Here is a 23,182-nt window from a genome sequence, read left to right as displayed (position 1 = left end):
GGATCACCCCCGCTCTCTTTTTTTACGAAAAAACAGGAAATAATGACAAGAATCGTCGGCATTTTATTTCCTAGGAAAAGAACCTTGTCGAAAATAATCTAGGCTTTTAGGTTTGCACTTTACACCCCAGTGGAATGACATTCATATATTAAGGAAAAAGATTTTATCTTTTCCACCTACTTAAATGGACGAAGCAGTTTCGAATTCTTGTATGTAGGTGCTATAATGAAATAATTGAAGTAAGGACATTTAAATTAAAAATATAAAATAGATCATCTCTTTGAGGGGGAAGCAATATGAAAACAAAATTGCATTTATTATACGGCGGGAAATCAGCGGAACACCAAGTTTCCTTACAAACAGCATTGGCTGTGACAAAGGCTTTAGATACAGATAAATTCGAAGTATATCCGTTATACATAACGGAATCAGGAGAATGGAAACGCGGTGGCTTGTTGAATGGGCCGGCAGAAAGCGTTCACCAATTAAAGCTGGAAGAGGGCGGCACAACCATCGCACCTCTTGCATTGACGAACGAAGAAGAAAGGGAAGAAACACCAACTGTCGTGTTCCCTCTATTACATGGTCCGAACGGGGAAGATGGAACCGTTCAAGGAATGCTCGAACTTCTAAACCTTCCTTATGTAGGAAACGGTGTGTTAGCGTCATCTGCTGGGATGGATAAAGTTATCATGAAAAACCTTTTCGACCAAGCAGGATTGCCACAAGTGGGCTATGCACACTTCCTTCGTTCTGAGTGGGAAAAGGCTGCCGATGCGACATATGAAAAAGTAGAATCTGAGCTTGGATATCCATGCTTTGTTAAGCCTGCGAATCTAGGTTCAAGTGTTGGGATCAGCAAAGCGAAAAACCGTGAAGAACTAGAAGCAGCTTTCCGCGAAGCGTTTGATTATGACCGCAAAATTATCGTGGAACAAGGCTTGGAAGGTGCTCGTGAAATCGAAATTGGCGTACTTGGTAACGATGAGCCAGAATGTTCTGTGGTTGGAGAAATCGCTCCTAAAACAGAGTTTTATGACTACAAAGCAAAGTACGAAGATGGCGATACGGCTATGATCATTCCTGCAGAAATCAGTGATGACATCTATGAACAAGTAAGAGAAATGGCAATTACTGCTTTTAAAGCAATTGATGGCGCAGGGCTTGTGCGCGCAGACTTCTTTTTAACAAAAGAGGGTAAACTGTACATCAACGAAGTCAACACGATGCCAGGTTTCACCCCATTCAGCATGTTCCCATTATTATGGCAGCATACAGATGTATCCTACCCAGAACTAATCGAAAAACTAGTAGGATACGCACAACAACGCCACGAAGAAAAACAAAAAATTAAGCATACATTCTAATAGATAAGAATATTTCCTGTAGATTGGAGTGCAAGGTGTGAGACTCCAGCGGGGGAGTAACGGTAGGTTGAGACCCCGCAGGCGAAGCCGAGGAGGCTCAAGCACCGTCCCGCGGAAAGCGAACACCTGGAGCGGAAATATACAGGAAGTTAAACCATACACACAATATGCAGTTAAACAGGCAGGGGTTGGGTCATCACGAGAAGAGGTTAAACAAGTGATGTCAGCCCCTTCTCTGTGTAAAAAGAATAGGAGGGACCCACAATGATTAAAAGAACACTAAAACAAATCCAAGAAATGGCACAAGGCCAGCCAATCTCTTCAGATTACAGCGATATCGTAATAGAAGGTGTTTCAAAAGACACACGAGAAGACATGAGCGGGAAATTGTACATACCGATTATTGGGGAAAATTTTAACGGCCATGCATTTGTCCGCGACGCAATCGAGAAAAAAGGGGCAGTTGCTTCCTTCTGGCAAAAGGACCAATCTGAGCCGCCAGCAGACCTCAACCTGATAATTGTGGACGACACCATTGAAGCATTGCAGCATCTTGCAAGCAGTTATCGAAATGAAATTGGTATGAAGGTTGTCGGTATTACTGGAAGTAACGGAAAAACAACAACCAAAGATATGGTCACTTCTGTTTTAGAAACAACCTACCGTGTGCATAAGACAGCTGGAAACTACAACAACCATATTGGCTTGCCGTTAACAATCCTTTCTATGAAAGAGGATACGGAAGTCGCAGTGTTGGAAATGGGGATGAGCGGTCGAGGGGAAATCGATTTGCTATCTAACATAGCCAAGCCAGATGCTGCCGTTATCACAAATATCGGAGAGTCCCATATGCAAGACCTTGGTTCACGTGAAGGGATCGCAGAAGCGAAACTTGAAATTGCGGCCGGCCTTAAGCAAGATGGCAAGCTGATCATCAATGGAGATGAGCCGCTTTTAACTGACAGAGTGGGTGGGAACAGCAACGTTATCCCATTCGGTTTAAAGGCTAACAATGACTACCAAGCAAAAGACATTACGTTAAAAGGGAGAGGCACCCATTTTATAATAGAAGAAACAGAGTACTTCATCCCGGTACTTGGTGCCCACAATGTGACAAATGCCCTTGCTGCCATCATCGTCGGAGAGCTTTTCGGTGTGTCTGAGGAAAATCGCAAAAAAGGCTTGGAGCAACTTGTCATCACGGGAATGAGAAATGAAGTGGTGGAAACTTCCGGCGGATGGACGGTAATCAACGATGCCTACAACGCGAGTCCTACCTCTATGAGAGCTGCATTGGATTTATTGGGAAGCCTGGACGGGTATGGGAAAAAGATTGCCGTGCTTGGTGATATGCTTGAACTTGGTGACATGGAAAAGACTTTTCACCATGAGATTGGCCAATATGTAAAAGGTAAAAATGTAGATTATGTCTTCACATTCGGTGCCCTCGCCATGGAGATTGCCAAAGGTGCCCAGGAGGTAATGGAACCTTCACATGTTAAACCGTTCATGAACAAACAAGAATTAACGCGCGAACTGCTGCCGCTTTTAGAGTCCGGTGATATGGTGATGGTTAAAGGATCACGTGGCATGAAGCTAGAAGAAGTTATTGAAGCAATTAAGTAATTCTTTATTTTCAATGGAATACAAAGTTCTTAAAAAGAGAAAATTAATAGTAAGCGTTCTGCAATTGCTCAAATTGGTCCGGAAAGAAAAATATTTTGCCGATTTATTCGGCAGAGGAGCGCGATTGAAAGCGTAACCTCCTATAAGTTGGCATTAACCTTTATTGCTATTTAGTGACCGAAGTGTTATGATAACAGGTAATGTGTTTAATAATGTCTACTTATAAAGATTAGGCAAGCGCTCTGACGCGTGCCTAATTTATTAATTTGTATAGATAAAGGAGTAGGAATAATTTGGCGTTATTTAAAGAATTAGGTTTATCAGAAGATATAATGAAGTCTATCGACAGAATGGGGTTTGAAGAAGCTACCCCTATCCAATCGGAAACAATTCCTGTTGCGTTAACTGGTAAAGACGTTATCGGTCAAGCTCAAACAGGTACAGGTAAAACGATTGCATTCGGTCTTCCATTGCTTGAAAATGTAGATGTGACAAACGACTCTATCCAAGGTATCGTTATCGCACCGACTCGTGAATTAGCTATCCAGGTTGCTGAAGAAATTTATAAAGCTTCTTACCATAAACGTGCTCGTGTTCTTTCCGTATTCGGAGGCCAGGACATCAGCAGACAGATTCGTTCATTGAAAAAGAACCCTCACATCGTAGTTGGTACTCCAGGTCGTTTACTTGACCATATCAACCGTAAGACTCTTCGTCTTCAAAATGTGAACACGGTTGTTCTTGATGAAGCGGATGAAATGCTAAACATGGGATTCATCGAGGATATCGAGAAAATCCTTGCTGAAACACCAGAAAAGAAACAAACATTACTTTTCTCTGCTACAATGCCTGCACCTATCCGTGCAATCGCTGAACGTTTCATGAGCGAGCCTGTAAGTGTAAAGGTAAAAGCGAAAGAAGTAACAGTTTCTAACATCCAACAATACTATGTGGAAGTTCCGGAAAAGAAGAAGTTCGACACATTGACTCGTCTTCTTGACATTCAATCTCCAGAGCTTGCAATCATCTTCGGTCGTACAAAGCGTCGTGTAGATGAGCTGTCTGATGCATTGAACGTGCGCGGATACTCTGCAGAAGGAATCCACGGTGACCTTTCTCAAGCGAAACGTATGAGCGTACTTCGCAAGTTTAAAGAAGGATCCATCGATGTACTTGTTGCAACAGACGTAGCAGCTCGTGGACTAGACATCTCTGGTGTAACACACGTTTACAACTTCGACATCCCGCAAGACCCTGAAAGCTATGTTCACCGTATTGGACGTACAGGTCGTGCTGGTAAGAGCGGATTGGCGATCACATTCGTTAGCCCTCGTGAAGTTAGCTACTTGCACCATGTAGAACGTGTAACAAAACGTAAAATGGACAAAATGAAAGCACCAACTCTAGACGAAGCGCTAGAAGGTCAACAAAAAATGTCCATGGAAAAATTAACGCAAGCTGTTGAAGCGAAAAACCTTGGTTTCTACCGCAATGCAGCAGAACAACTATTAGAAGAGCACGATGCAGTAACACTTGTATCTGCAGCTCTGAAATTGTTCACAAAAGAGCCGGACGAAACTCCAATCCGTCTAACTGAAGAAGCACCAATGCACTCAAGACGTGGCGGCGGCGGTGGTGGCCGTGGCGGCGACCGTAACCGTGGTGGCGGAAAAAGCGGCGACCGTAAAGGCGGCTGGAACAAACGCTCCGACAACCGTGGCGGCGGCAAGCCAGGCGGCGGTTCTGGTTCAAGAGACGCAAACGCAAAGCGCCAAGGCTACAAACGTTCTTCTCGTAAAGAACGAGTATAATTAACATTTGAGAATGTCCGAGAACTAACTGGTATTGAAACCTGGTTGGTTTTCGGGCTTTTTTGTTGTTGTGGGTGAGGAGTGCTCTGTTATTGTGGAGAACTGTAAATAAAAGGATTTTATACGCCCGAACAGCTACGAAATTGGTTTGAAAGGTCAAATAGAAGAGTTCTATACGCCCGAACAACCATTCAATCCCGGAAAAATGTCCTATAGAACCCATATAAATTCCAGTTCCCCTAATCTACACCCCCGCCACCTCCTTAAGTTCCACCTCACCCCCAAAAAGAACAAATCTCCCCTCACTTGGGCATACTACCTCTAAATAAATCCGACCCAAAAGGAGGGCCCACACCGCCATGACCATCGTAAAACTCGGCTACGTCGCCATGAGCATGCAGCTTACCAACGCTTCCCCGTCCAAAACGATGACCTTTGCCCAGTTCAGCAAAATCAAGGACAGGGAAGCAGCAATCGAAAAACTTGAACGCATTTCCATCGAAAACTTAGAAAACTGCCTGCGTCTACTCAAACACAATGTCGCAAATGATATTCGCTTTTTCCGGTTCAGCTCGAAACTGATTCCGCTCGCAAACCATGAAGAGGTCAAAGACTGGAAATTCATGCGTCCGCTGAAAGGAATCTTGTCTGAAATCGGTGACTATATTGAAGAAAACCCTATGCGTGTAGACTTCCACCCGGATCATTTTGTGTTGCTCAATTCTAAGAAAAAGGAAATCATCAACCAGACCATCAAGACGCTAAGTATGCACCGTTCTCTCTTAAAAGGGATGAGGGTTCCGACCCAGCACCGTTGTGTTCTCCATATTGGTGGAGGATATGATGATAGGGAGTTGGCGCTGGAGCAGTTTATCCATAACTTTGCGCTTGTTCCGCAACCTATCCAGGAGATGCTGATTCTTGAAAATGATGATACGACATTCCATTTGCGGGATGCTTTATATGTTTGTGAAAAATTAAATGTGCCGCTCGTTTTTGATTACCATCATCACCTTGCCCATTTTGAAGAGGAAGCAGAGGGGTGGGAAAAAGATTGGGGACGAGTGGTGCAGACTTGGGAGCATTCGCCGCTGCCTGTGAAGATGCACATTTCAAGCCCAAGGGACGAAAAGAACTTCCGTGCCCATGCCGATTATGTGGATCCGAAAATGTTCATGGATTTTCTCCAAGGCATCAAAGGAAGTGTACCAGAAATCCATTGCATGATAGAGGCGAAGAAAAAAGATGAAGCACTTTTTCAGCTGATGGAAGAGTTAAAAAGTTATGCTGAAATAGAAATAATCGACGGCGCCTCCTTCAAGATTAAATAGAATTTTCCAACAGAGGGCATCCATAGTATACTAGGAAAAGCGACAATTAGATTGTATTTTGGAGGGAGAGCACATGAGGCCGGAGCCTAAACAGATGATAGATAGAAAAGCTTTGTCGGTATGGAGGATCTCCGCCGCACTGAATTCCATCTTTTATGTCCTGCTTTTTGGGGGATTTTGGTTTATACAACGTTCATTCGATCTCCCTTGGTGGGCATTGCTAATCGCGGGAGCTTTTGTTGTACTGATTATTTTATTTAACGTCATTATTTTCCCATCGATGCAGTGGAAACGCTGGCGATTTGAAGTACATGAGCATGAAATTGACTTGCAGCATGGCATTTTTATCAAAAAAAGAACCTTGGTGCCGATGGTTCGGGTGCAGCATGTTGATACACGGCAGGGGCCGATTTTGAAAAAGTTCCACCTCTCCACGGTGCTGATTTCCACCGCGGCAACCATTCATGAAATACCGGCTCTTGATGAAGAGCAGGCAGATCAAGTCAGGGATTACATATCAAGGCTTGCGAGGGTGACAGAAGATGATGTCTGAAAAAAAGAGGATGCATCCTGCAGCCATCGTTGTAGCTTTTTTTAAACAACTGCGTGAACTTTTGTTTCCGATTATTATTTTCGTATTCTTTGGAAGTAGTTCAGGGGAAGGTTTTTTCAGCATTATTTACATAGCTGTAATGGTCTTGTGGTTTACAGGGTTAATCGTAATCGGTGTGGTCTCTTGGTATCGATTTTACTATTGGATAGAAGATGGGGAGCTACGCATGGAATACGGTGTTTTCGTGAGAAAGCGCCGGTTCATTCCGCAAGAAAGGGTTCAGACCTTGGATACTTCGGAAGGGATTATCCAGCGAATCTTTGGTCTCGTGAAGGTGCAAATTGAAACAGCAGGTGGCGGGACAGAAGCGGAAGCGAGTTTGACGGCTGTGACAAAGGAAGAAGCAAGCAGGCTGAGAGAAGCTTTGTTGTATTACAAAAATAAAGACGAAATCGGTGATGTATATGGGCCAAAGCTGCCTGTTCAGCAGGAAATAAGCACGGAACCTGTAGAGCAGCCGACCTATAAAGCATCTTGGAAGACGCTTTTTATAGTTGGAACAACTTCCGGTGGTATCGGAGTTGTGCTATCAGCAGTTATCGCGTTCACTTCCCAATTTGATCAGTTTGTGCCATATGAGGATATCATCGACCGTTTTGGGATGGTCTTGCAGACAAGTGTGTATTTGATTGCCTCCATCGTTTTTGTTGTATTGTTTTTGTCATGGCTCATCTCTATCGTAATGACCATGTTTAAATACGGTAATTTCACCGTTATCAAGCAAGATGATGAGCTGCTAATCTCCAGGGGAATCATCGAAAAACGGCAATTGACTCTTTCTCTGAAAAAAATACAAGCGATTAGGATTTCACAAAACCTGCTACGACAACCATTCGGATTTGCCACCGTTTATGTAGAGAGCGCAGGGAGCTCAGGAGGGAAAGAGTCAGACTTTTCCACGGTCCTTTTTCCATTGTTGAAAGTTTCGGAAGTGGAAGCGCACTTGAAGGAGTTCGTCCCTTCGTACCTTCTTACACAAGAGGTTCACGGTCTGCCAAAGAGGTCGGTGATTCGGTATCTTATCCGTTTAATGGTCCCTGCGGCATTGTTGTCCATTCCAATTGCCTACTTTTTTCAGCCCTATGGATACTTAGCTTTTCTGTCTGTAGTGGTTGCCGGACTCTTAGGTTACAGCCAATATCATACTGCTGGATGGGCAACACAAAATGAGCAACTTCAACTGTCTTATCGTCATTTAAGTAAAAACACTGTCCTTGTCCGGAAAAAAAGAATCCAGTCTTTTGAGCTGAGGGAATCATTTTTTCAGGGGAAAAGAAAGCTTTTTACGATCAAAGCTTCCGTTAAAACCGGTCTTGGAGGCAAGAATTTTCAAGTGGTGGATGTGGAGCAGCTTGACGGCGAACAGATATATGAGTGGTATTCCTATAAAAAAAAGCAAGAGGATGTCATGTGAAGTGACAACCCTTGCTTTTATTTTTGAAACTTACATAAACCTTGAAAGAACGCCAAACAGAACTAATGCGCCTAAAACGATCCAAAAAATATTTTGTTTTCCACCTCGTGATGCGCTGGGTCTACCGATATTAGGAAAAATAGCTCGCAATGATCTAGGCGATGCGGCCGGCCCTCGTCCGAGGAAGAACGGCGCTAACACGGTACCGGCAAAGAAACCGAATAAGTGTGCGATTACGTTGATATTGGAGTTCAGGAAGGTCATTACAAGTCCTATTCCCAAAATGGTTAAGATGACTTGTGAATTGGCTCGATCCAATAAGTCTGGTCGCAAGAATACCATATAAAAATAGAGACCGAAAATCGCAAAGATGGCACCTGAAGCACCAAGATGACTGTATATGTCAGGTTTTAATAGTAGGGTAGCGACGTTGGCTATAATTCCACCTAACAAATAGAAGGTAATAAATTTCACTTTTCCTAGCATCCGCTCTACGGCAGGTCCGAACAGGACGAGCGACAGGGAGTTAAATAAGAAGTGAGTCAGACTGGCGTGTAAGAAAATAGGGGTAACAAGCCGCCACCACTCTCCTTGCCATATAAACAGGTTAAATCCGATGGTGAGATTAAGGACGGTAGGAGAAAATTGTACAACCAGCCAAAGAATAAGGTGGATGGCAACAATTGTGGTAATAATAGGATATAATCTTCTAAAAGTACGAAAGTTTTCCGTTCGGACGAACATCCTCTTCACTCCTTTTACGTTAAATAGCTCTTTTCAGATTATCATGTTAACACCTAAAAGTCTTTTTAGGAGAATCAGAAAATATATCATTACTATATGAAAGAAGTTGGTCAAAGTATGATTACCGGAACTGGAATAGACATTGTGGAGCTTGGTCGCATTGAGAAATTGATGAACCGCCAGCCAAACTTTGTGGACCGTATTCTCACCTCGTTAGAGAAAGAGAGGTTCTTGTCACTAAATGACAAACGAAAAGTCGAGTTCCTTGCAGGTCGTTTTGCGGCAAAGGAGGCCTTTTCCAAAGCAAAAGGAACCGGAATAGGGAAGGAATTGAGTTTTCAGGACATGACTATTGTGTCAACGGAGAAAGGGAAGCCGTACTTTTCCGAGCCTGAAATGGCAGACAGTCATGTCCATTTGTCCATTTCCCACAGTGAACATTATGCCATCGCCCAAGTAATTATCGAAAGCTTGTCAAGCTAGTCTGCATAATCCCCGAAACTTGCTCATATACATAGTTCAGAAAGGAGACAAGGTGTACAAGTAGAGGTTCTGCCTACCTGCTTTTGAAGGGTTGGTCCGGTATCTCTGCACTCTCACTTTTCTCTAAGATAATCATGTAATGAAGGCAAAGGGGATGAATAATTTGAGAAAAGCATGGCTATTGGTAGTGGTTGGCCTTGTGAGTATCCTTGTTCTCGCAGGGTGCGGTACGAAATCTCAAGAAGATGTAACTGCTTCTCTGAGTGCGAAAGTAGAAGAGATGAAGGGGTATGAATCGAATGCGAAAATGACCCTTCAAACTGGCGCGGAGCCACAAGTGTACGAGGTGCAAATCGGGCATAACAAACCGAACTATTACAAAGTGAATTTGAAAAATGCAGAAAAAGATCAAAGCCAGATCATTATCCGCAATGACGAAGGTGTATTTGTCTTAACGCCAGCGCTGAACAAGAGCTTCCGCTTCCACAGTGAATGGCCGCAAAACAGCAGCCAAGCTTACCTGTTCGAATCGCTTGTGAATGACATCAAAAATGATCCAGAAGCAACGTTCACCGCAACAGAAGAACATTATGTATTTGAAACGAAAACAAACTATCAAAATAATAAGCTTCTTCCAACACAGGAAATTACACTAAGTAAAAAAGACTTGTCACCAGTTTCAGTAAAGGTGATGGATCCGGATAAAAAGCCGTTGGTGTTAGTGGAATTCTCTGACTTCAAATTTAATGCAAGCTTTGATGCGGATGCTTTTGATGTGAAAAAGAATATGACTGGTGCCCGTGCAAGCTTAGAGCTGCCTGCATCTGGACCTGTTACCGAAGAGTCGGATGAGTTCTCGGCTATGACACCGTTAGATACACCTGCAGGTACGGACCTTAAAGAAGAAACGGTCGTGGAAACCGCGAATGGAAAACGTGTCGTAATGACATATGAAGGCACAAAGACCTTCACATTAATCCAAGAAAAGGCCCGTAATTCGGAAGTTCCGACATCTCAGCTTGTCAATGGTAACCCAGCAGACCTAGGCTTCACAGTCGGTGCCATGACAGAAAACAGCCTAACATGGACCTACCAAGGCGTAGACTTCACCCTAGCATCCAAAGACCTCACCCAAGAAGAACTACTCATGGTCGCCCGCTCCGTCCAAGGCGCAGCCATCAAATAAACCAAACCAGCAGGCCCGTTACAGACGGGCCTGTATTTTTTTTGCGAAAAGGGGTCAGACCCCCACAGGATTTTCGCTCTCCGTGTCGAAGGGGTCCCTCTTCGCATGACTTTCGGGGATTTTTTGGGTATGATAGGTACATATTAATTTGTGGTTGTAGATAGGTAAAGGAAGTGCTTAGGAAGATGTCGAGCTTTCATCGGGATACGTGGGTTGAGGTAGATTTGGATTGTATTTATGAGAATGTGCAGGCGATACAGGAGCATGTGACACAGGATGTTACGGTAATTGCGGTCGTAAAAGCGAATGCGTATGGACATGGAGATGCGCAGGTTGCAAACGTGGCGTTGGAAGCTGGTGCGAAGTATCTTGCTGTGTCTTTTTTGGATGAGGCTATGTCCTTAAGGCAGCAAGGTATAACGGCACCGATCCTTGTGCTCGGTGCTTCAAGGGTTTCGGACCTGCCGCTTGCTGCAAAAGAGGATATCACGCTTACGGTTTTCCAAAAAGAATGGGTAGAAGAAGCAACTTCTGCATATCAAGGGTCAAAAGAGGTTAAACTGCACCTGAAGCTTGATACTGGCATGGGAAGAATCGGAGCGCGGTCAAAAGAAGAAGTCGCGCAAATTCTAGAGCTAATAGAAAAAGCATCGAACCTTCAAACTGAAGGAATCTACACACATTTTGCCACCGCGGATGAGTTGCAATCGGATTATGTGGAACGACAGTTTGAGAGGTTTCACACGTTGTTAAACCAAATTACAAACAAATACAGGATTCCAATGATCCATTGTGGCAACAGTGCTACAACGCTACGATTTCCAAAGAGGATTTTCAACGCGGTCAGAGTTGGAATAGCGATGTATGGATTGACGCCATCTCCGGAAATGGAACCAGAACTGCCTTTTCCGCTAAAAGAGGCTTTTTCTCTTCATACGAAACTCGTACATGTAAAAAGACTATCTATTGGCGAAAGCGTCAGCTACGGAGCCACCTATACGACAAAAGAAGAAGAGTGGATCGGAACGGTGCCAGTTGGTTATGCGGATGGATGGATCAGAAAATTGCAGGGAATGAACATTCTTGTAGACGGAAAGCTTGCTCCAATTGTTGGAAGGATCTGCATGGATCAGTTTATGATTAAATTGCCTCATGAACTTCCAATTGGGACCAAGGTAACGCTTATAGGAGAACAAGATGGGAAGAAAATCAGCTCTAACGATGTGGCTGCCAAGCTTGACACCATTAACTACGAGGTTCCTTGTATGATCAGCTACCGTGTACCCCGCATGTTTTGGCGTAATGGGAGTATAATGGAAGTGAGAAACTATTTGCAGACAAACCATTAGAATAGTAAATGGTAATATTCTGCATAAAAAAGGGATCATATAGTGATAATAGAGAAGAATTCGCTAAATGGACTTTGCAATTAACGGCAATGATGGTATTATGGAATATGGAATAGTATTATGTGTCTGTAGTTCTTGGAGGTGTATGCTGTGTCTGAATCCAGCGCAACAACTGAAATCTTGATTCGATTACCTCAAAACTTAGTGTCGGAATTAGATGGTTTGGTAAAACAAGAAAACGGCAATCGAAACGAATTAATCTTTCAAGCAACAAAGATGTATCTTCGCGAGCGCAAAAAGCGTCAGATTCGCGAGTCCATGAGACGTGGCTACATGGAAATGTCTAAAATCAATCTAAACATTGCATCTGAAGCTTTTTTGGCTGAATATGAGGCGGAGCATACGGTTGAACGCTTAGTAAGCGGGGGGTAATCATTTGATTGTCAAACGCGGTGACGTTTATTTTGCTGATTTATCCCCGGTTGTTGGGTCTGAGCAAGGAGGCGTTCGACCAGTACTTGTCATCCAAAATGATATCGGAAATCGATTTAGCCCGACCGTTATAGTAGCTGCCATTACTGCTCAAATCCAAAAAGCCAAACTCCCAACACATGTAGAGATCGATGCGAAGCGTTATGGTTTTGAACGTGACTCTGTTATATTGCTCGAACAAATTCGAACAATTGATAAACAAAGGTTAACGGACAAAATTACTCATCTTGACGAAGAGATGATGGACAAAGTGGATGAGGCGCTTCAAATAAGCTTAGGACTTATTGACTTTTAATATTTGAATTCGTTTTATCGATAAGAAGCTATTCACAAGCGCGTGAGTAGCTTTTTTATTTTGGCAAGAGCAGGATAAGATAAGAACCCATAGCCGTTTGCGGAAATCAACAGCGGTGTTATCCGAATTCCGTACTCATTTCTAAAAAGATACCACCATAATTAGGTAAATAAACCACAATTATGGGTGAAATGGGATTAAACATATTTGACTTTTAAAACAATTAAAATTTATAGTTGTATTAGTATAGCTATAATTATTTGACGAGTTTATAAATATATCTATTACCGAAAAAGGAGCCGGGATAATGAATCAGGAGATAATTAATTACATTGAGGAAAATCGCGAAACGATCTTCAATCGCTGGATCGAGGGAATGGACGAGATTGGCGAGAAGAAGGAATTCAAGGCTATCTCTGATAAAGTCTATTTGAGTACAAGCCGTGAATACATCAACCTGCTATTAAATAATATAAGCAAAAACACAGACGACCTATCAAATGTGTTGACGGACTTTGCTGAAAAGATCGTTCGCTTCGGATGGCCGCTTGTATATGTAACAGAGGGTTTATCGCTATTTGGGAAAATCGTATACGAAGGCATGACGGAAGAAATTGAAGACAGCCGTAAAGTTTCGTTAATGTATGATTTTGAACAATGGCTCCGTCCGGTTAATAATGAAATTTTAAAATCTTACACAGGTTCTTGGGAGCATACTGTATCGATGCAGAAAATCGCCTTGCAAGAATTGGCTGCACCACTTATCCCGGTTTTTGATAAAATTTCAGTCATGCCGCTTGTAGGTACAATCGATACAGAACGAGCAAGACAAATCATGGAAAACCTTCTTCAAGGTGTGGTGAAACACCGTGCGGAAGTGGTGTTAATAGATATCACAGGTGTTCCAGTTGTCGATACGATGGTTGCACATCACATCATCCAGGCTGCAGAAGCGGTACGGCTTGTGGGTGCAAAATGCTTATTGGTTGGAATTCGCCCTGAAATCGCCCAGACTATTGTTAATCTGGGAATTAACCTAGATCAGATTATTACGAAGAACTCCCTGAAAAAAGGGATTGAAACAGCGCTTGAAATGACAAACAGACAAATTGTGACTGCGGGGGATGAAGAGTGAGAATACCTATCTTAAAGCTTCACAATTGCTTATTAATTTCAATTCAATGGGAACTAGATGATCAAACTGCGTTGCAATTTCAAGAGGATCTTCTAAATAGAATACATGAAACAGGTGCAAATGGAGTGGTCATTGATTTGACATCCGTTGATATGATTGATTCATTTATTGCAAAAGTGCTTGGAGATGTGATCAGCATGTCGAAACTTATGGGAGCGCAAGTCGTTCTAACAGGGATTCAACCTGCTGTAGCCATCACTTTAGTGGAACTTGGAATCCAATTGGACGAAGTGTTCACGGCATTAGATTTAGAAAAGGGTCTAGAGAAATTACAACAGGAACTGGGGGAGTAAATGATGACTGTCCAATCCTGTGTAAAAATAAGAAACGAATGGGATATAGTAGCTGCCCGGCAAATGGGTAGAAACGTTGCCAAAGATCTCGGATTCGGCACAGTAGACCAAGCGAGGATAACTACCGCGATTTCGGAGTTGGCTCGAAATATTTATTTGTATGCAGGTACAGGTCAAATATGTATCGAGGAAATGGATGAGTATGGAAAAAGAGGACTGAAAGTGGTTGCCACAGATGATGGTCCTGGAATTTCTGACATCCGACAGGTGATGGAAGATGGCTTTTCCACATCAGGGGGCCTAGGAGCTGGATTACCTGGAGTAAAGAGGTTAATGGATTCGTTTCAGATTGATTCTTCTTCTGGGGAAGGAACGACAATCCATGCTGTAAAGTGGGTTCGCTAGAAGGGGGGATAACCCATGAATTACGATAAATTAGAATCAGAATATAAAGAAATACTCTCAGCTTACCTGAATCGCCAGTCAGAGGAAGCTCTCTATAAAGGGCAGGAATTCAGTCGCAGAATACTTGGGGAGAAAATTTCCCCCGAAGAAATTATCAGTGTGCATAAAGCGATGCTGCAAGATCTTTCTCCTGATATACCGGATAATATTCTGCATTCTTTGGATTTTCTACTTGAAGTGATGATCGGATATGGGATTGCTTATAGAGAGCACCAAAGTCTCCGCCATAGACAACAGGAGATTCAGACGGAGATTGAAATTGCAGCGAATGTTCAGCAGACACTACTTGAGACGAAAATCCCTGAAACGGATTCAGTGGAGATTGGTGCGATAAGTGTTCCTGCGAAACATATGAGCGGGGATTATTATCATTTTGTTCATAACGAGAAAGATTCGTTTAGTGTCGCAATTGCGGATGTCATCGGTAAAGGTATCCCGGCTGCGATGTGTATGAGCATGATTAAATATGCCATGGATAGTTTACCAGATACTAGAGTTGCTCCAAGTTATGTTCTTGGCAATTTAAATAGAGTGGTGGAGCAAAACGTAGATGCAAGCATGTTCATCACCATGTTCTACGGAATGTATGACCTTCACAAACACCTCTTCTCATTCTCTTCTGCGGGGCACGAACCACCGTTGTATTTTGATGCGAAGAAAAATGAATTCTACGAGCTTGATGCCAGGGGGCTTGTCCTTGGTATCGACAGACTGGCAACCTACCAACAGTATGAAAAGAGAATAGAAGTAGATGATATGGTCATCCTTTTCTCTGATGGAGTGACAGAATGCCGTACGGATGAAGGATTTATCGAGGTTGATAAAATAATAGATTTGATCAGGTCGTATATTCACTTACCTCCTCAAGCCATTGTGGAGCTTGTATACAGAGACTTGGAGAAAATCCAAGACTTTCAGCTCAGAGATGACTTTACCTTAATTATTTTAAAAAGAAAGGTTTAAATGTTTGAGAAGCGGGTATTTAGTATTGGGATGACCTAAAAATGGAATTCTAATTCATGTTTGAGGTGACGAAAGAATGAATATGGACATTCAGATAAAAGAAGATTTAAATCAGACGCTTGTCGTCTTAGAAGGGGAAATAGATGCCTATACTGCACCTAAAGTAAAGGAAAAGGTTGCCCCGTTATTAGAAGGTTTTTCCGGCGAACTAGTATTTGATCTATCTAGTGTTAATTATATGGACAGCACAGGTTTAGGGATGTTTGTAGGTTTCTTTAAAACCGTAAAGGCAAACAACGGTGTCTTTCGTCTGGTAGGGTTATCGGATCGTTTGAAGAGGTTGTTTGACATTACAGGTTTAGCAGGAATCATGGAAATAAAATAGGCTGCATGTGGCAGTCGTTAAATAAGTTCACTTAAAGGTGGGGGAACAATGAACCGGGCTTATGATTATATAGAAATGTCTTTTCCAGCAAAGGCTGAATACGTCGGAGTTATCCGACTTACCTTATCTGGGATTGCGAATCGTATGGGCTTTTCATACGATGAAATTGAAGATATTAAAATCGCATTAAGTGAAGCTTGCACCAATGCGGTCGAGCACGCTTATAAGCAAGATGAAAAAGGTAATATTCGAATCGGATTCGGTATTTACAAAGACCGACTCGAGTTAGTGGTAGCTGACAATGGACAAAGCTTTGATTTCGACAAAGTAAGGGAAGAATTAGGTCCATACACCGAGTCGCAACCAGTAGAAACTTTGCCAGAAGGAGGGTTAGGATTATTCTTAATCCAAACGCTGATGGATGATGTGAAGGTGCACAGCAATCAGGGCGTTACAGTCTTCATGACAAAGTATGTACAAGGAGAGCAGGTGGAAAGGGATGCGGAATCAATCTCCGTCCAGTAAGCTGGATGTTAATATGCTATTAGAGCGGTACCAACAAGATGGTTGTGAAGTATCGCAGTTGCAATTAGTTGAGCATTATACTGCACTTGTTGAATCCATCGCTCGAAAATATTCAAGAGGCAAAGCCTTTCATGAAGACCTCTCTCAAGTAGGGATGATTGGATTGCTCGGTGCCATGAAGCGTTTTGATGCAAGTTTTGGCCGAAGCTTTGAAGCATTCGCCGTTCCGACGATTATCGGAGAAATTAAACGCTTCCTTCGAGATAAAACATGGAGCGTCCACGTTCCTCGCAGAATCAAGGAAATTGGACCGAAAATTAAGTCGGCTGTAGAAGAACTGACAAATGAACTTCAGCGTTCGCCAAAAGTATTCGAAATTGCCGATTACTTGGAAGTTACCGAAGAAGAAGTGCTAGAAGCGATGGAGATGAGCCAAAACTATCAAGCTCTGTCTGTCGATAATGCCATCGAGGCTGATTCGGATGGAAGCACGGTAACCATTCTCGACATCGTTGGGAACCAGGATGTCGGATATGATCAAGTGGATCAGCAACTTCTATTACAAAAAATATTCCATGTGCTTTCAGAAAGAGAGAAACAAATTATCGACTGCACATTTTTTAAAAATATGAGTCAAAAAGAAACAGGGGAAAAGTTGGGTATTTCGCAAATGCATGTATCAAGACTGCAACGCAAAGCGCTGACTAAGCTGAAACAAGCATTTATGGAAGATAATGCAAACACGGAGATTTTTTCATGATTGAACAGTTTAAACATGAAAAAGCGAACGTGAATGCCTACCAAAATGCGAAGAACGGAATGTATTTTTGTGGGGACAGCTACTACGTAAATACAACGGACGACTATTTTATTTGTGTGGTAGCAGATGGCTTAGGTAGCGGTGAATATGCGCACGATGCTTCACAAGCAGTCATTTCCGCTGCCAAAGACCATGAAACCGAAGACGTTTCCGTTATCATGAAAGCTTGTAACGAAGCGATGAGAAATAAGCGCGGTGCAGCGGTATCAGTGCTGAAAGTCAACTATGACCAGCAAGAAGTTGTGTACAGCTGTGTTGGGAATATTCGATTTTTCCTATATCCTCCGACAGAAAAGCTGATTTACCCACTTCCAGTCAAAGGCTACTTATCTGGAAGACCTCAAACACTTAAAACTCATCGGTTTCCCTACAGTTCCAATATGAAGTTTTTCATCTACTCAGATGGTTTGAATATCCCATCTGTAAAAAAGTACATCAAAGATATCCCATCTGCCACTTCATTGCTGGAAATAGCCGCAATGTTCACAGACAACGGCATGGACGACGTAACCATCATCTCAGGTGAAATCCACTAGGGAGATTGAATTCTAGCTTTTTGCAATTGATTGTGGAAACTCTGTTGATTGCAGTGGAAGGCACGAAGACTCCTATGGGAGGAAGGGACAGGGAAGACCCCGCAGGGCGAATGCCCGAGGAGGCTTCCGGACCGCCCATGGAAAGCGAAGTGCCTGGAACGGAGATCAACAAGATAATGCGATTTTTCAAGTCCAAGACTGACATTTCCATGTTAGTCTTTTTTCTTTGTCCGAATAATTTGCTAAAATAGAAGATGGGTTAATATGTTGGGAGGCTACAAAATTGGAATGGAACGATAAAAACGAGCAATTGGTCAACCTATTAGTAAAAGACGTAGAAGTGACAAAAGGACAAGCCAAAAAAGTAATAGCACTTTTAGAAGAAGGCAACACCGTTCCTTTTATCGCCAGGTACCGTAAAGAACAAACAGGTTCTCTAGACGAAGTGCAAATCAGAGCTATCATGGAAAAATGGCAATACATACAAAACCTTGAAAATAGAAAAGAAGAAGTTACCCGACTGATCGAGGAACAAGGGAAACTCACACCAGAACTGAAAGCTAGCATCCTAAAATCAACCAAACTACAACAGGTGGAGGATCTCTACCGTCCATACAAACAAAAACGACGCACCAAAGCGACCGTTGCAAAAGAGAAGGGATTGGAACCTTATGCCGAATGGCTCCTCACATTCCCGTCCTCTCCATCACTAGAGGAAAAAGCTAGAGATTTTCTTTCGGAGGAAAAAGAAGTTGCTACCGTTGAAGAGGTGTTAGAAGGAGCAAAGGATATTCTTGCGGAAACCTTTTCAGATGAACCGACTTATCGCCAATATATCCGCGACGTTACCTATAAACAAGGCAAGGTCGTATCGGCTGTTAAAAAAGCGGAAAAAGACGAAAAAGAAGTTTTTGCTATGTATTACGAGTATGAAGAGGCGATCTCTAGAATACTACCTCATCGAATTTTAGCAGTGAACCGCGGGGAAAAAGAAGAAGTCTTACGAATCTCTATTGCTGCACCAACAGATAGAATCGTTGACTACCTTAATCGCCAAGTGATCAAACGTGAATCTTCCATTGCTACACCTCTCATAAAGGAAGCGATTGAAGATGGATATAAGAGATTGATTGAGCCGGCGATTGAGCGCGAAATCAGAAAAGAGCTGACGGAGAAAGCGGAAGAGCAGGCCATCCATATTTTCTCGGAGAACTTAAGAAACCTCCTTCTTCAACCGCCTCTTAAAGGACGAGTGGTATTAGGGGTAGACCCGGCTTATCGAACAGGTTGCAAACTTGCGGTAGTCGACGAAACAGGCAAAGTTCTTCATATAAGTGTAATCTATCCGCATACGTCGGGAGAGAAGAAACGAGAAGAGTCCATCAAAAAGCTATTGGACGTACTATCCACATTTGAAATTGAAGTAGTGGCAATCGGAAACGGAACGGCTTCAAGGGAGACAGAGCAACTACTTGCAGATGTCATCCAACAAAGCGGAAAGAGCATCTCTTACTTGATCGTTAATGAAGCCGGGGCGAGTGTATATTCCGCTTCTGATCTGGCAAGAGAAGAATTCCCGGACCTTCAAGTAGAAGAAAGAAGTGCTGTTTCAATCGCCCGCAGACTGCAAGACCCGTTGGCCGAGCTTGTAAAGATAGACCCGAAATCGGTTGGAGTGGGTCAGTACCAACATGACGTGGCGCAAAAGCGCTTAGCGGAATCCTTGAATTTTGTTGTAGAAACAGTTGTAAACCAAGTAGGCGTGAATGTGAACACTGCGTCTTCATCTCTATTACAATATGTAGCAGGATTATCAAAGACGGTTGCCAATAATATCGTGAAGAAGCGGGAAGAAGAAGGAAAGTTCGCTAGCAGGTCTGACCTAAAGGGCATTCCAAGGCTTGGGGCGAAAACCTATGAACAATGTATCGGCTTCTTAAGAATTATAGACGGAAAACAACCTTTAGACAGAACCGGCATTCACCCGGAAACGTATGCAGATGTTAAAAAGTTATTGAAGCAACTGGGAACGTCTGAAAAAGACATCGGAACGGAAAAGCTGCAGCAGGCGCTGAAAGATGTAGATGTCGCAAAGCTTGCTGAGGATTTAAACATCGGTCCTATCACACTACAGGACATCATCGATTCTCTCATCAGACCGGAAAGAGACCCTCGTGATGATATGCCTACCCCGCTTCTTAAGCAGGATGTATTGAAAATGGAAGATCTTCAAAAGGGAATGGAACTAGAAGGAACAGTCAGAAACGTCGTGGACTTTGGAGCTTTTGTTGATATCGGCGTGAAGCAGGATGGGCTTGTCCATATCTCAAAACTTAGCGATCGTTTTGTAAAACACCCGCTTGACGTTGTCTCTGTCGGTGATATTGTCACAGTCTGGGTCGACGGAGTAGAAGTAAACAAAGGGCGCGTTTCCTTGACGATGCTGCAACCACAAAAGCAAGAAGTATAAGAAGATAAAATAGCCCCCGCACAGCTGTAAGATATTGCTGTTCGGGGGTTTTCTTCATTCTGTAGGGAATTATTCTTGATTGCCGGGATGAAGACCTCAGTGACGAAAAATCAGAAGGAGAGAAGTCTTCATTAGCGTTATGAAGACCTTAGTGAGGAGAGATCAGGTAGAGAGAGGTTCTCATCGGCTTTATGAAGACCTCAGTGAGGAGAGATCAGGAGGAGAGGGGTCCTCATCGGTCGTATGAAGACCTCAGTGAGGAGAAATCAGGAGAAGAGAGGTCCTCATCGCTAATATGAAGCCTTTGGTAACAAAGAATTGTAGTGAAATAGTCAAAGAGGAGAGCAAAAGGAAGATTCAGCTGACGTCAATATTTAAAATGTATGCCAAAACCGAGAAAACGTCCCAAGATATTATGCTCTTGGGACGTGGTTTTAGCTCGCGTTAGCGATTTTGTTCTTCAGCTATTCTTTTTATGATAGAAAAACCAGCACTGATTCAACATTTTTATCTGATATCGATCTTTCTCCAGGTATGCGCGTTGCATCTGCTTCCTAAACCAAGTCGGCATCTTTTCACTACCCCCTTCAATCTTTTACTTGAAGGCTCATAATGAGGGGCGGTTAAGGTAATGATTGTTGATAATTAGTAAGTGTATGAGTGGATTGGAGCGGAAGGCACTCGACTCCGGCGGGAGATAGCGGTAGACTTGAGACCCCACAGCGCAGCGAGGAGGCTCAAGCACCGCCCCGCGGAAAGCGAGTGCCTGCAGCGAAAAGGAACGGCAAAACTTCAAAGCGAAAACAACAATCTTATAGAAACCAGCCCAACATAAATGACTTATTTTTTTCTATACTATGCAGTATAATGGGGAGGGTTCGAATGAAAGGTGGAGGACGAAAATGGACGACAAAGATCTACAGAAGTTAATAGAAGAAATCTCACTAAAGTATTTCAACAGACCATTCCTTCACAAAGCAACATTCAATCACCGCCTGAAAACAACCGGAGGAAGATACCTCACTTCCACTAGCAACATTGAAATCAATAAAAAGTATTACGATGCACTAGGCATGGACGAGCTAGTAGGTATAATCAAACATGAACTATGTCATTACCACCTGCACATTCAAGGTAAAGGATACAAGCACCGAGATGCTGATTTTCGTTTATTGTTGAAAAAAGTGGGTGCTCCAAGATTTTGCACACCAATCCAAACCAAAGGATCCAAGCCGAAAACTTTTCGTATATACGAGTGTGGAGATTGTCACCTTCAATATAAAAGAGTAAGAAGGGTGAATACAATCAAGTATAGATGTGGAAAATGTAGAGGGAAGTTAAGAGAAATAGAAAAGCGTGTTGACACGCAGTTATAAAATATGATAAATTATTCTAGTCGCTGTTTTAAAAAGCGGCTCGTTGGCAATTATGATAATATATCATTTTTGTTCCAAAAAAACTTGACTTTTAAGTACAAGCTTATTAAAATAAAAGCAGTCGGTTGCGACGAAAGACAACGTTATCCGACATACCGCAACATTATTCCACCATAGCTCAGCGGTAGAGCATTCGGCTGTTAACCGAAGGGTCGTAGGTTCGAATCCTACTGGTGGAGCCAAATGGAGAAGTACTCAAGTGGCTGAAGAGGCGCCCCTGCTAAGGGTGTAGGTCGTGTAAGCGGCGCGAGGGTTCAAATCCCTCCTTCTCCGCCATCTAATATGGCCCGTTGGTCAAGCGGTTAAGACACCGCCCTTTCACGGCGGTAACACGGGTTCGAATCCCGTACGGGTCACTACAAAGTGGGATGCAAAACATTCTTGTTTTGTTTCCCATTTCTATCTGGAGGATTAGCTCAGCTGGGAGAGCACCTGCCTTACAAGCAGGGGGTCGGCGGTTCGATCCCGTCATCCTCCACCAGAGGGACTTTGTTCCCTATATACTTTGAGAGCGAAGTGGATTTTAAAGTGTCGATATTAAATTCACGAAGCGAATTCATTGGGCTATAGCCAAGCGGTAAGGCATCGCACTTTGACTGCGACATGCGTTGGTTCGAATCCAGCTAGCCCAGCCAACTTTATAAAATGTATGCGGGTGTGGCGGAATTGGCAGACGCGCTAGACTTAGGATCTAGTGTCTTTGACGTGGGGGTTCGAGTCCCTTCACCCGCACCATACATTTACACTAGCCATTCATTTTCGCGGTCGTGGCGGAATGGCAGACGCGCTAGGTTGAGGGCCTAGTGGGGGCAACCCCGTGGAAGTTCGACTCTTCTCGGCCGCACCAAAAACACTGAAAAATATTTTTTAAAAAAGTGTTGACACGAAATACTGGATTTGATATTATAGTTAAGTCGCCTCTGAGAGGGACATCAAATAAACAACTTATACAAAGCGCCCGTAGCTCAATTGGATAGAGCGTTTGACTACGGATCAAAAGGTTAGGGGTTCGAGTCCTCTCGGGCGCGCCATTACTTTTAAAGTAAACGGGGAGTAGCTCAGCTTGGTAGAGCACTTGGTTTGGGACCAAGGGGTCGCAGGTTCAAATCCTGTCTTCCCGATATTGAATATTGCGGGTGTAGTTTAATGGTAAAACCTCAGCCTTCCAAGCTGATGTCGTGGGTTCGATTCCCATCACCCGCTCCATAATATTGAATGATCTTTGAAAACTAAACAAAACAACAGCGTCATAACGTCGGTTCTTCGGAACACGACAAAATGATTTTAAGTAACACAAGCTAGCAAATTTTGAGCAAAAGCTCAGACTCTTTATTGGAGAGTTTGATCCTGGCTCAGGACGAACGCTGGCGGCGTGCCTAATAC

The 23,182-nt window shown here is 43.1% G+C and carries 23 protein-coding genes and 10 tRNA genes; 31 read left to right on the top strand and 2 right to left on the bottom strand.

The window, feature by feature from the left end:
* Positions 1–296 precede the first annotated feature (296 nt).
* The 6 genes from LC091_RS19910 to LC091_RS19885 all read left to right on the top strand — a co-directional run bounded on the left by LC091_RS19910 (position 297) and on the right by LC091_RS19885 (position 8,162).
* Complete coding sequence (locus LC091_RS19910) at positions 297–1,367, top strand: D-alanine--D-alanine ligase (RefSeq protein ID WP_226683760.1); 1,071 nt, start codon at positions 297–299, stop codon at positions 1,365–1,367.
* Between the two features lie 264 nt (positions 1,368–1,631).
* Positions 1,632–2,993: a UDP-N-acetylmuramoyl-tripeptide--D-alanyl-D-alanine ligase gene (locus LC091_RS19905; RefSeq protein ID WP_226683759.1), complete on the top strand. Its 1,362-nt coding sequence runs from the start codon at positions 1,632–1,634 to the stop codon at positions 2,991–2,993.
* Positions 2,994–3,325: 332 nt separating this feature from the next.
* The gene (locus LC091_RS19900; protein ID WP_404819708.1) at positions 3,326–4,804 is read left to right on the top strand and encodes a DEAD/DEAH box helicase; all 1,479 of its coding nucleotides are present in this window, start codon (positions 3,326–3,328) and stop codon (positions 4,802–4,804) included.
* Positions 4,805–5,163: 359 nt separating this feature from the next.
* Positions 5,164–6,135, top strand: a complete 972-nt coding sequence (gene uvsE / locus LC091_RS19895; RefSeq protein WP_226683757.1) for a UV DNA damage repair endonuclease UvsE — start codon at positions 5,164–5,166, stop codon at positions 6,133–6,135.
* Between the two features lie 73 nt (positions 6,136–6,208).
* On the top strand, positions 6,209–6,688 hold the full coding sequence (locus LC091_RS19890; RefSeq protein WP_226683756.1) for a PH domain-containing protein: 480 nt from the start codon (positions 6,209–6,211) through the stop codon (positions 6,686–6,688).
* Positions 6,678–8,162, top strand: a complete 1,485-nt coding sequence (locus LC091_RS19885; protein WP_226683755.1) for a PH domain-containing protein — start codon at positions 6,678–6,680, stop codon at positions 8,160–8,162. The genes LC091_RS19890 and LC091_RS19885 overlap by 11 nt, the downstream gene beginning before the upstream one ends.
* Before the next feature lie 30 nt (positions 8,163–8,192).
* Here LC091_RS19885 and LC091_RS19880 read toward each other — a convergent pair whose 3' ends face one another.
* Positions 8,193–8,906, bottom strand: a complete 714-nt coding sequence (locus tag LC091_RS19880; RefSeq protein ID WP_226683754.1) for a rhomboid family intramembrane serine protease — start codon at positions 8,904–8,906, stop codon at positions 8,193–8,195.
* A 117-nt stretch (positions 8,907–9,023) separates the two neighbouring features.
* Between LC091_RS19880 and acpS the strand changes: the two genes are divergently transcribed.
* The 14 genes from acpS (at position 9,024) to LC091_RS19810 (ending at position 20,363) form a co-directional block, all read left to right on the top strand.
* A complete protein-coding gene (gene acpS / locus LC091_RS19875) occupies positions 9,024–9,389 on the top strand; it encodes a holo-ACP synthase (RefSeq protein WP_226683770.1) in 366 nt (121 codons plus the stop codon).
* A gap of 163 nt (positions 9,390–9,552) precedes the next feature.
* A complete protein-coding gene (locus LC091_RS19870) occupies positions 9,553–10,575 on the top strand; it encodes a LolA family protein (RefSeq protein WP_226683753.1) in 1,023 nt (340 codons plus the stop codon).
* A 185-nt stretch (positions 10,576–10,760) separates the two neighbouring features.
* Entirely contained in the window at positions 10,761–11,924 is a 1,164-nt protein-coding gene (gene alr, locus LC091_RS19865; protein ID WP_226683769.1) for an alanine racemase, read from the top strand.
* Between the two features lie 150 nt (positions 11,925–12,074).
* Positions 12,075–12,356, top strand: coding sequence for a CopG family ribbon-helix-helix protein (locus LC091_RS19860; RefSeq protein WP_010195162.1), 282 nt, complete (start codon positions 12,075–12,077; stop codon positions 12,354–12,356).
* A 4-nt stretch (positions 12,357–12,360) separates the two neighbouring features.
* Entirely contained in the window at positions 12,361–12,711 is a 351-nt protein-coding gene (gene ndoA, locus LC091_RS19855) for a type II toxin-antitoxin system endoribonuclease NdoA (RefSeq protein ID WP_010195163.1), read from the top strand.
* A gap of 307 nt (positions 12,712–13,018) precedes the next feature.
* Positions 13,019–13,846: an RsbT co-antagonist protein RsbRA gene (locus tag LC091_RS19850; protein WP_226683752.1), complete on the top strand. Its 828-nt coding sequence runs from the start codon at positions 13,019–13,021 to the stop codon at positions 13,844–13,846.
* Positions 13,843–14,199 (top strand): STAS domain-containing protein, encoded by a 357-nt coding sequence (locus LC091_RS19845; RefSeq protein WP_010195165.1) that lies wholly within the window; start codon positions 13,843–13,845, stop codon positions 14,197–14,199. The genes LC091_RS19850 and LC091_RS19845 overlap by 4 nt, the downstream gene beginning before the upstream one ends.
* Positions 14,200–14,202: 3 nt before the next feature.
* A complete protein-coding gene (locus LC091_RS19840) occupies positions 14,203–14,604 on the top strand; it encodes an anti-sigma regulatory factor (protein ID WP_226683768.1) in 402 nt (133 codons plus the stop codon).
* Between the two features lie 15 nt (positions 14,605–14,619).
* On the top strand, positions 14,620–15,627 hold the full coding sequence (locus LC091_RS19835; protein WP_226683751.1) for a PP2C family protein-serine/threonine phosphatase: 1,008 nt from the start codon (positions 14,620–14,622) through the stop codon (positions 15,625–15,627).
* A gap of 76 nt (positions 15,628–15,703) precedes the next feature.
* Positions 15,704–16,012, top strand: coding sequence for an STAS domain-containing protein (locus tag LC091_RS19830; RefSeq protein WP_148966774.1), 309 nt, complete (start codon positions 15,704–15,706; stop codon positions 16,010–16,012).
* A gap of 48 nt (positions 16,013–16,060) precedes the next feature.
* Positions 16,061–16,537 carry an anti-sigma B factor RsbW gene (gene rsbW, locus LC091_RS19825; RefSeq protein ID WP_010195173.1) on the top strand — a complete coding sequence of 159 codons (477 nt, stop codon included), beginning with the start codon at positions 16,061–16,063 and terminating at the stop codon, positions 16,535–16,537.
* Complete coding sequence (sigB, locus tag LC091_RS19820) at positions 16,512–17,297, top strand: RNA polymerase sigma factor SigB (protein ID WP_226683750.1); 786 nt, start codon at positions 16,512–16,514, stop codon at positions 17,295–17,297. Before rsbW ends, sigB begins: the two co-directional genes overlap by 26 nt.
* Positions 17,294–17,893: a PP2C family serine/threonine-protein phosphatase gene (locus LC091_RS19815; protein ID WP_226683749.1), complete on the top strand. Its 600-nt coding sequence runs from the start codon at positions 17,294–17,296 to the stop codon at positions 17,891–17,893. The genes sigB and LC091_RS19815 overlap by 4 nt, the downstream gene beginning before the upstream one ends.
* A 283-nt stretch (positions 17,894–18,176) precedes the next feature.
* On the top strand, positions 18,177–20,363 hold the full coding sequence (locus tag LC091_RS19810) for a Tex family protein (RefSeq protein ID WP_226683748.1): 2,187 nt from the start codon (positions 18,177–18,179) through the stop codon (positions 20,361–20,363).
* 460 nt (positions 20,364–20,823) lie between these two features.
* On the opposite strand, the gene cmpA is transcribed toward LC091_RS19810, so the two are convergent.
* Complete coding sequence (gene cmpA / locus LC091_RS19805) at positions 20,824–20,934, bottom strand: cortex morphogenetic protein CmpA (RefSeq protein ID WP_088016780.1); 111 nt, start codon at positions 20,932–20,934, stop codon at positions 20,824–20,826.
* Between the two features lie 331 nt (positions 20,935–21,265).
* On the opposite strand from cmpA, the gene LC091_RS19800 reads away from it, so the two are divergent.
* The 11 genes from LC091_RS19800 to LC091_RS19750 all read left to right on the top strand — a co-directional run bounded on the left by LC091_RS19800 (position 21,266) and on the right by LC091_RS19750 (position 23,005).
* Positions 21,266–21,739, top strand: coding sequence for a SprT family protein (locus LC091_RS19800; protein ID WP_226683747.1), 474 nt, complete (start codon positions 21,266–21,268; stop codon positions 21,737–21,739).
* A 167-nt stretch (positions 21,740–21,906) separates the two neighbouring features.
* A tRNA-Asn gene (locus LC091_RS19795) sits at positions 21,907–21,981 on the top strand.
* Between the two features lie 3 nt (positions 21,982–21,984).
* Positions 21,985–22,075 (top strand) — tRNA-Ser (locus LC091_RS19790).
* Between the two features lie 8 nt (positions 22,076–22,083).
* Positions 22,084–22,155, top strand: a tRNA-Glu gene (locus tag LC091_RS19785).
* A 49-nt stretch (positions 22,156–22,204) separates the two neighbouring features.
* Positions 22,205–22,280, top strand: a tRNA-Val gene (locus tag LC091_RS19780).
* A gap of 79 nt (positions 22,281–22,359) precedes the next feature.
* Positions 22,360–22,434: transfer RNA gene (locus tag LC091_RS19775), tRNA-Gln, on the top strand.
* A 16-nt stretch (positions 22,435–22,450) separates the two neighbouring features.
* Positions 22,451–22,534: transfer RNA gene (locus tag LC091_RS19770), tRNA-Leu, on the top strand.
* A gap of 26 nt (positions 22,535–22,560) precedes the next feature.
* Positions 22,561–22,646: transfer RNA gene (locus tag LC091_RS19765), tRNA-Leu, on the top strand.
* Positions 22,647–22,753: 107 nt separating this feature from the next.
* Positions 22,754–22,830 (top strand) — tRNA-Arg (locus LC091_RS19760).
* Between the two features lie 16 nt (positions 22,831–22,846).
* Positions 22,847–22,920: transfer RNA gene (locus LC091_RS19755), tRNA-Pro, on the top strand.
* Between the two features lie 11 nt (positions 22,921–22,931).
* A tRNA-Gly gene (locus LC091_RS19750) sits at positions 22,932–23,005 on the top strand.
* Positions 23,006–23,182: the final 177 nt, after the last annotated feature.

Source organism: Sutcliffiella horikoshii (assembly GCF_020524325.1).
In the GTDB taxonomy this organism is placed as follows: domain Bacteria; phylum Bacillota; class Bacilli; order Bacillales; family Bacillaceae_I; genus Sutcliffiella_A; species Sutcliffiella_A horikoshii_D.
This window is presented reverse-complemented; position numbering and strand designations above follow the sequence as displayed.

Bases quoted from the DNA above. Each gene is read 5' to 3' on its own strand.
- LC091_RS19910 (WP_226683760.1), top strand. From the start codon at position 297: ATGAAAACAAAATTGCATTTATTATACGGCGGGAAATCAGCGGAACAC.
- LC091_RS19905 (WP_226683759.1), top strand. From the start codon at position 1,632: ATGATTAAAAGAACACTAAAACAAATCCAAGAAATGGCACAAGGCCAG.
- LC091_RS19900 (WP_404819708.1), top strand. From the start codon at position 3,326: ATGAAGTCTATCGACAGAATGGGGTTTGAAGAAGCTACCCCTATCCAA.
- uvsE (WP_226683757.1), top strand. From the start codon at position 5,164: ATGACCATCGTAAAACTCGGCTACGTCGCCATGAGCATGCAGCTTACC.
- LC091_RS19890 (WP_226683756.1), top strand. From the start codon at position 6,209: ATGAGGCCGGAGCCTAAACAGATGATAGATAGAAAAGCTTTGTCGGTA.
- LC091_RS19885 (WP_226683755.1), top strand. From the start codon at position 6,678: ATGATGTCTGAAAAAAAGAGGATGCATCCTGCAGCCATCGTTGTAGCT.
- LC091_RS19880 (WP_226683754.1), bottom strand. From the start codon at position 8,906: ATGTTCGTCCGAACGGAAAACTTTCGTACTTTTAGAAGATTATATCCT.
- acpS (WP_226683770.1), top strand. From the start codon at position 9,024: ATGATTACCGGAACTGGAATAGACATTGTGGAGCTTGGTCGCATTGAG.
- alr (WP_226683769.1), top strand. From the start codon at position 10,761: ATGTCGAGCTTTCATCGGGATACGTGGGTTGAGGTAGATTTGGATTGT.
- LC091_RS19850 (WP_226683752.1), top strand. From the start codon at position 13,019: ATGAATCAGGAGATAATTAATTACATTGAGGAAAATCGCGAAACGATC.
- LC091_RS19840 (WP_226683768.1), top strand. From the start codon at position 14,203: ATGACTGTCCAATCCTGTGTAAAAATAAGAAACGAATGGGATATAGTA.
- LC091_RS19835 (WP_226683751.1), top strand. From the start codon at position 14,620: ATGAATTACGATAAATTAGAATCAGAATATAAAGAAATACTCTCAGCT.
- LC091_RS19830 (WP_148966774.1), top strand. From the start codon at position 15,704: ATGAATATGGACATTCAGATAAAAGAAGATTTAAATCAGACGCTTGTC.
- rsbW (WP_010195173.1), top strand. From the start codon at position 16,061: ATGAACCGGGCTTATGATTATATAGAAATGTCTTTTCCAGCAAAGGCT.
- sigB (WP_226683750.1), top strand. From the start codon at position 16,512: ATGCGGAATCAATCTCCGTCCAGTAAGCTGGATGTTAATATGCTATTA.
- LC091_RS19815 (WP_226683749.1), top strand. From the start codon at position 17,294: ATGATTGAACAGTTTAAACATGAAAAAGCGAACGTGAATGCCTACCAA.
- cmpA (WP_088016780.1), bottom strand. From the start codon at position 20,934: ATGCCGACTTGGTTTAGGAAGCAGATGCAACGCGCATACCTGGAGAAA.
- LC091_RS19800 (WP_226683747.1), top strand. From the start codon at position 21,266: ATGGACGACAAAGATCTACAGAAGTTAATAGAAGAAATCTCACTAAAG.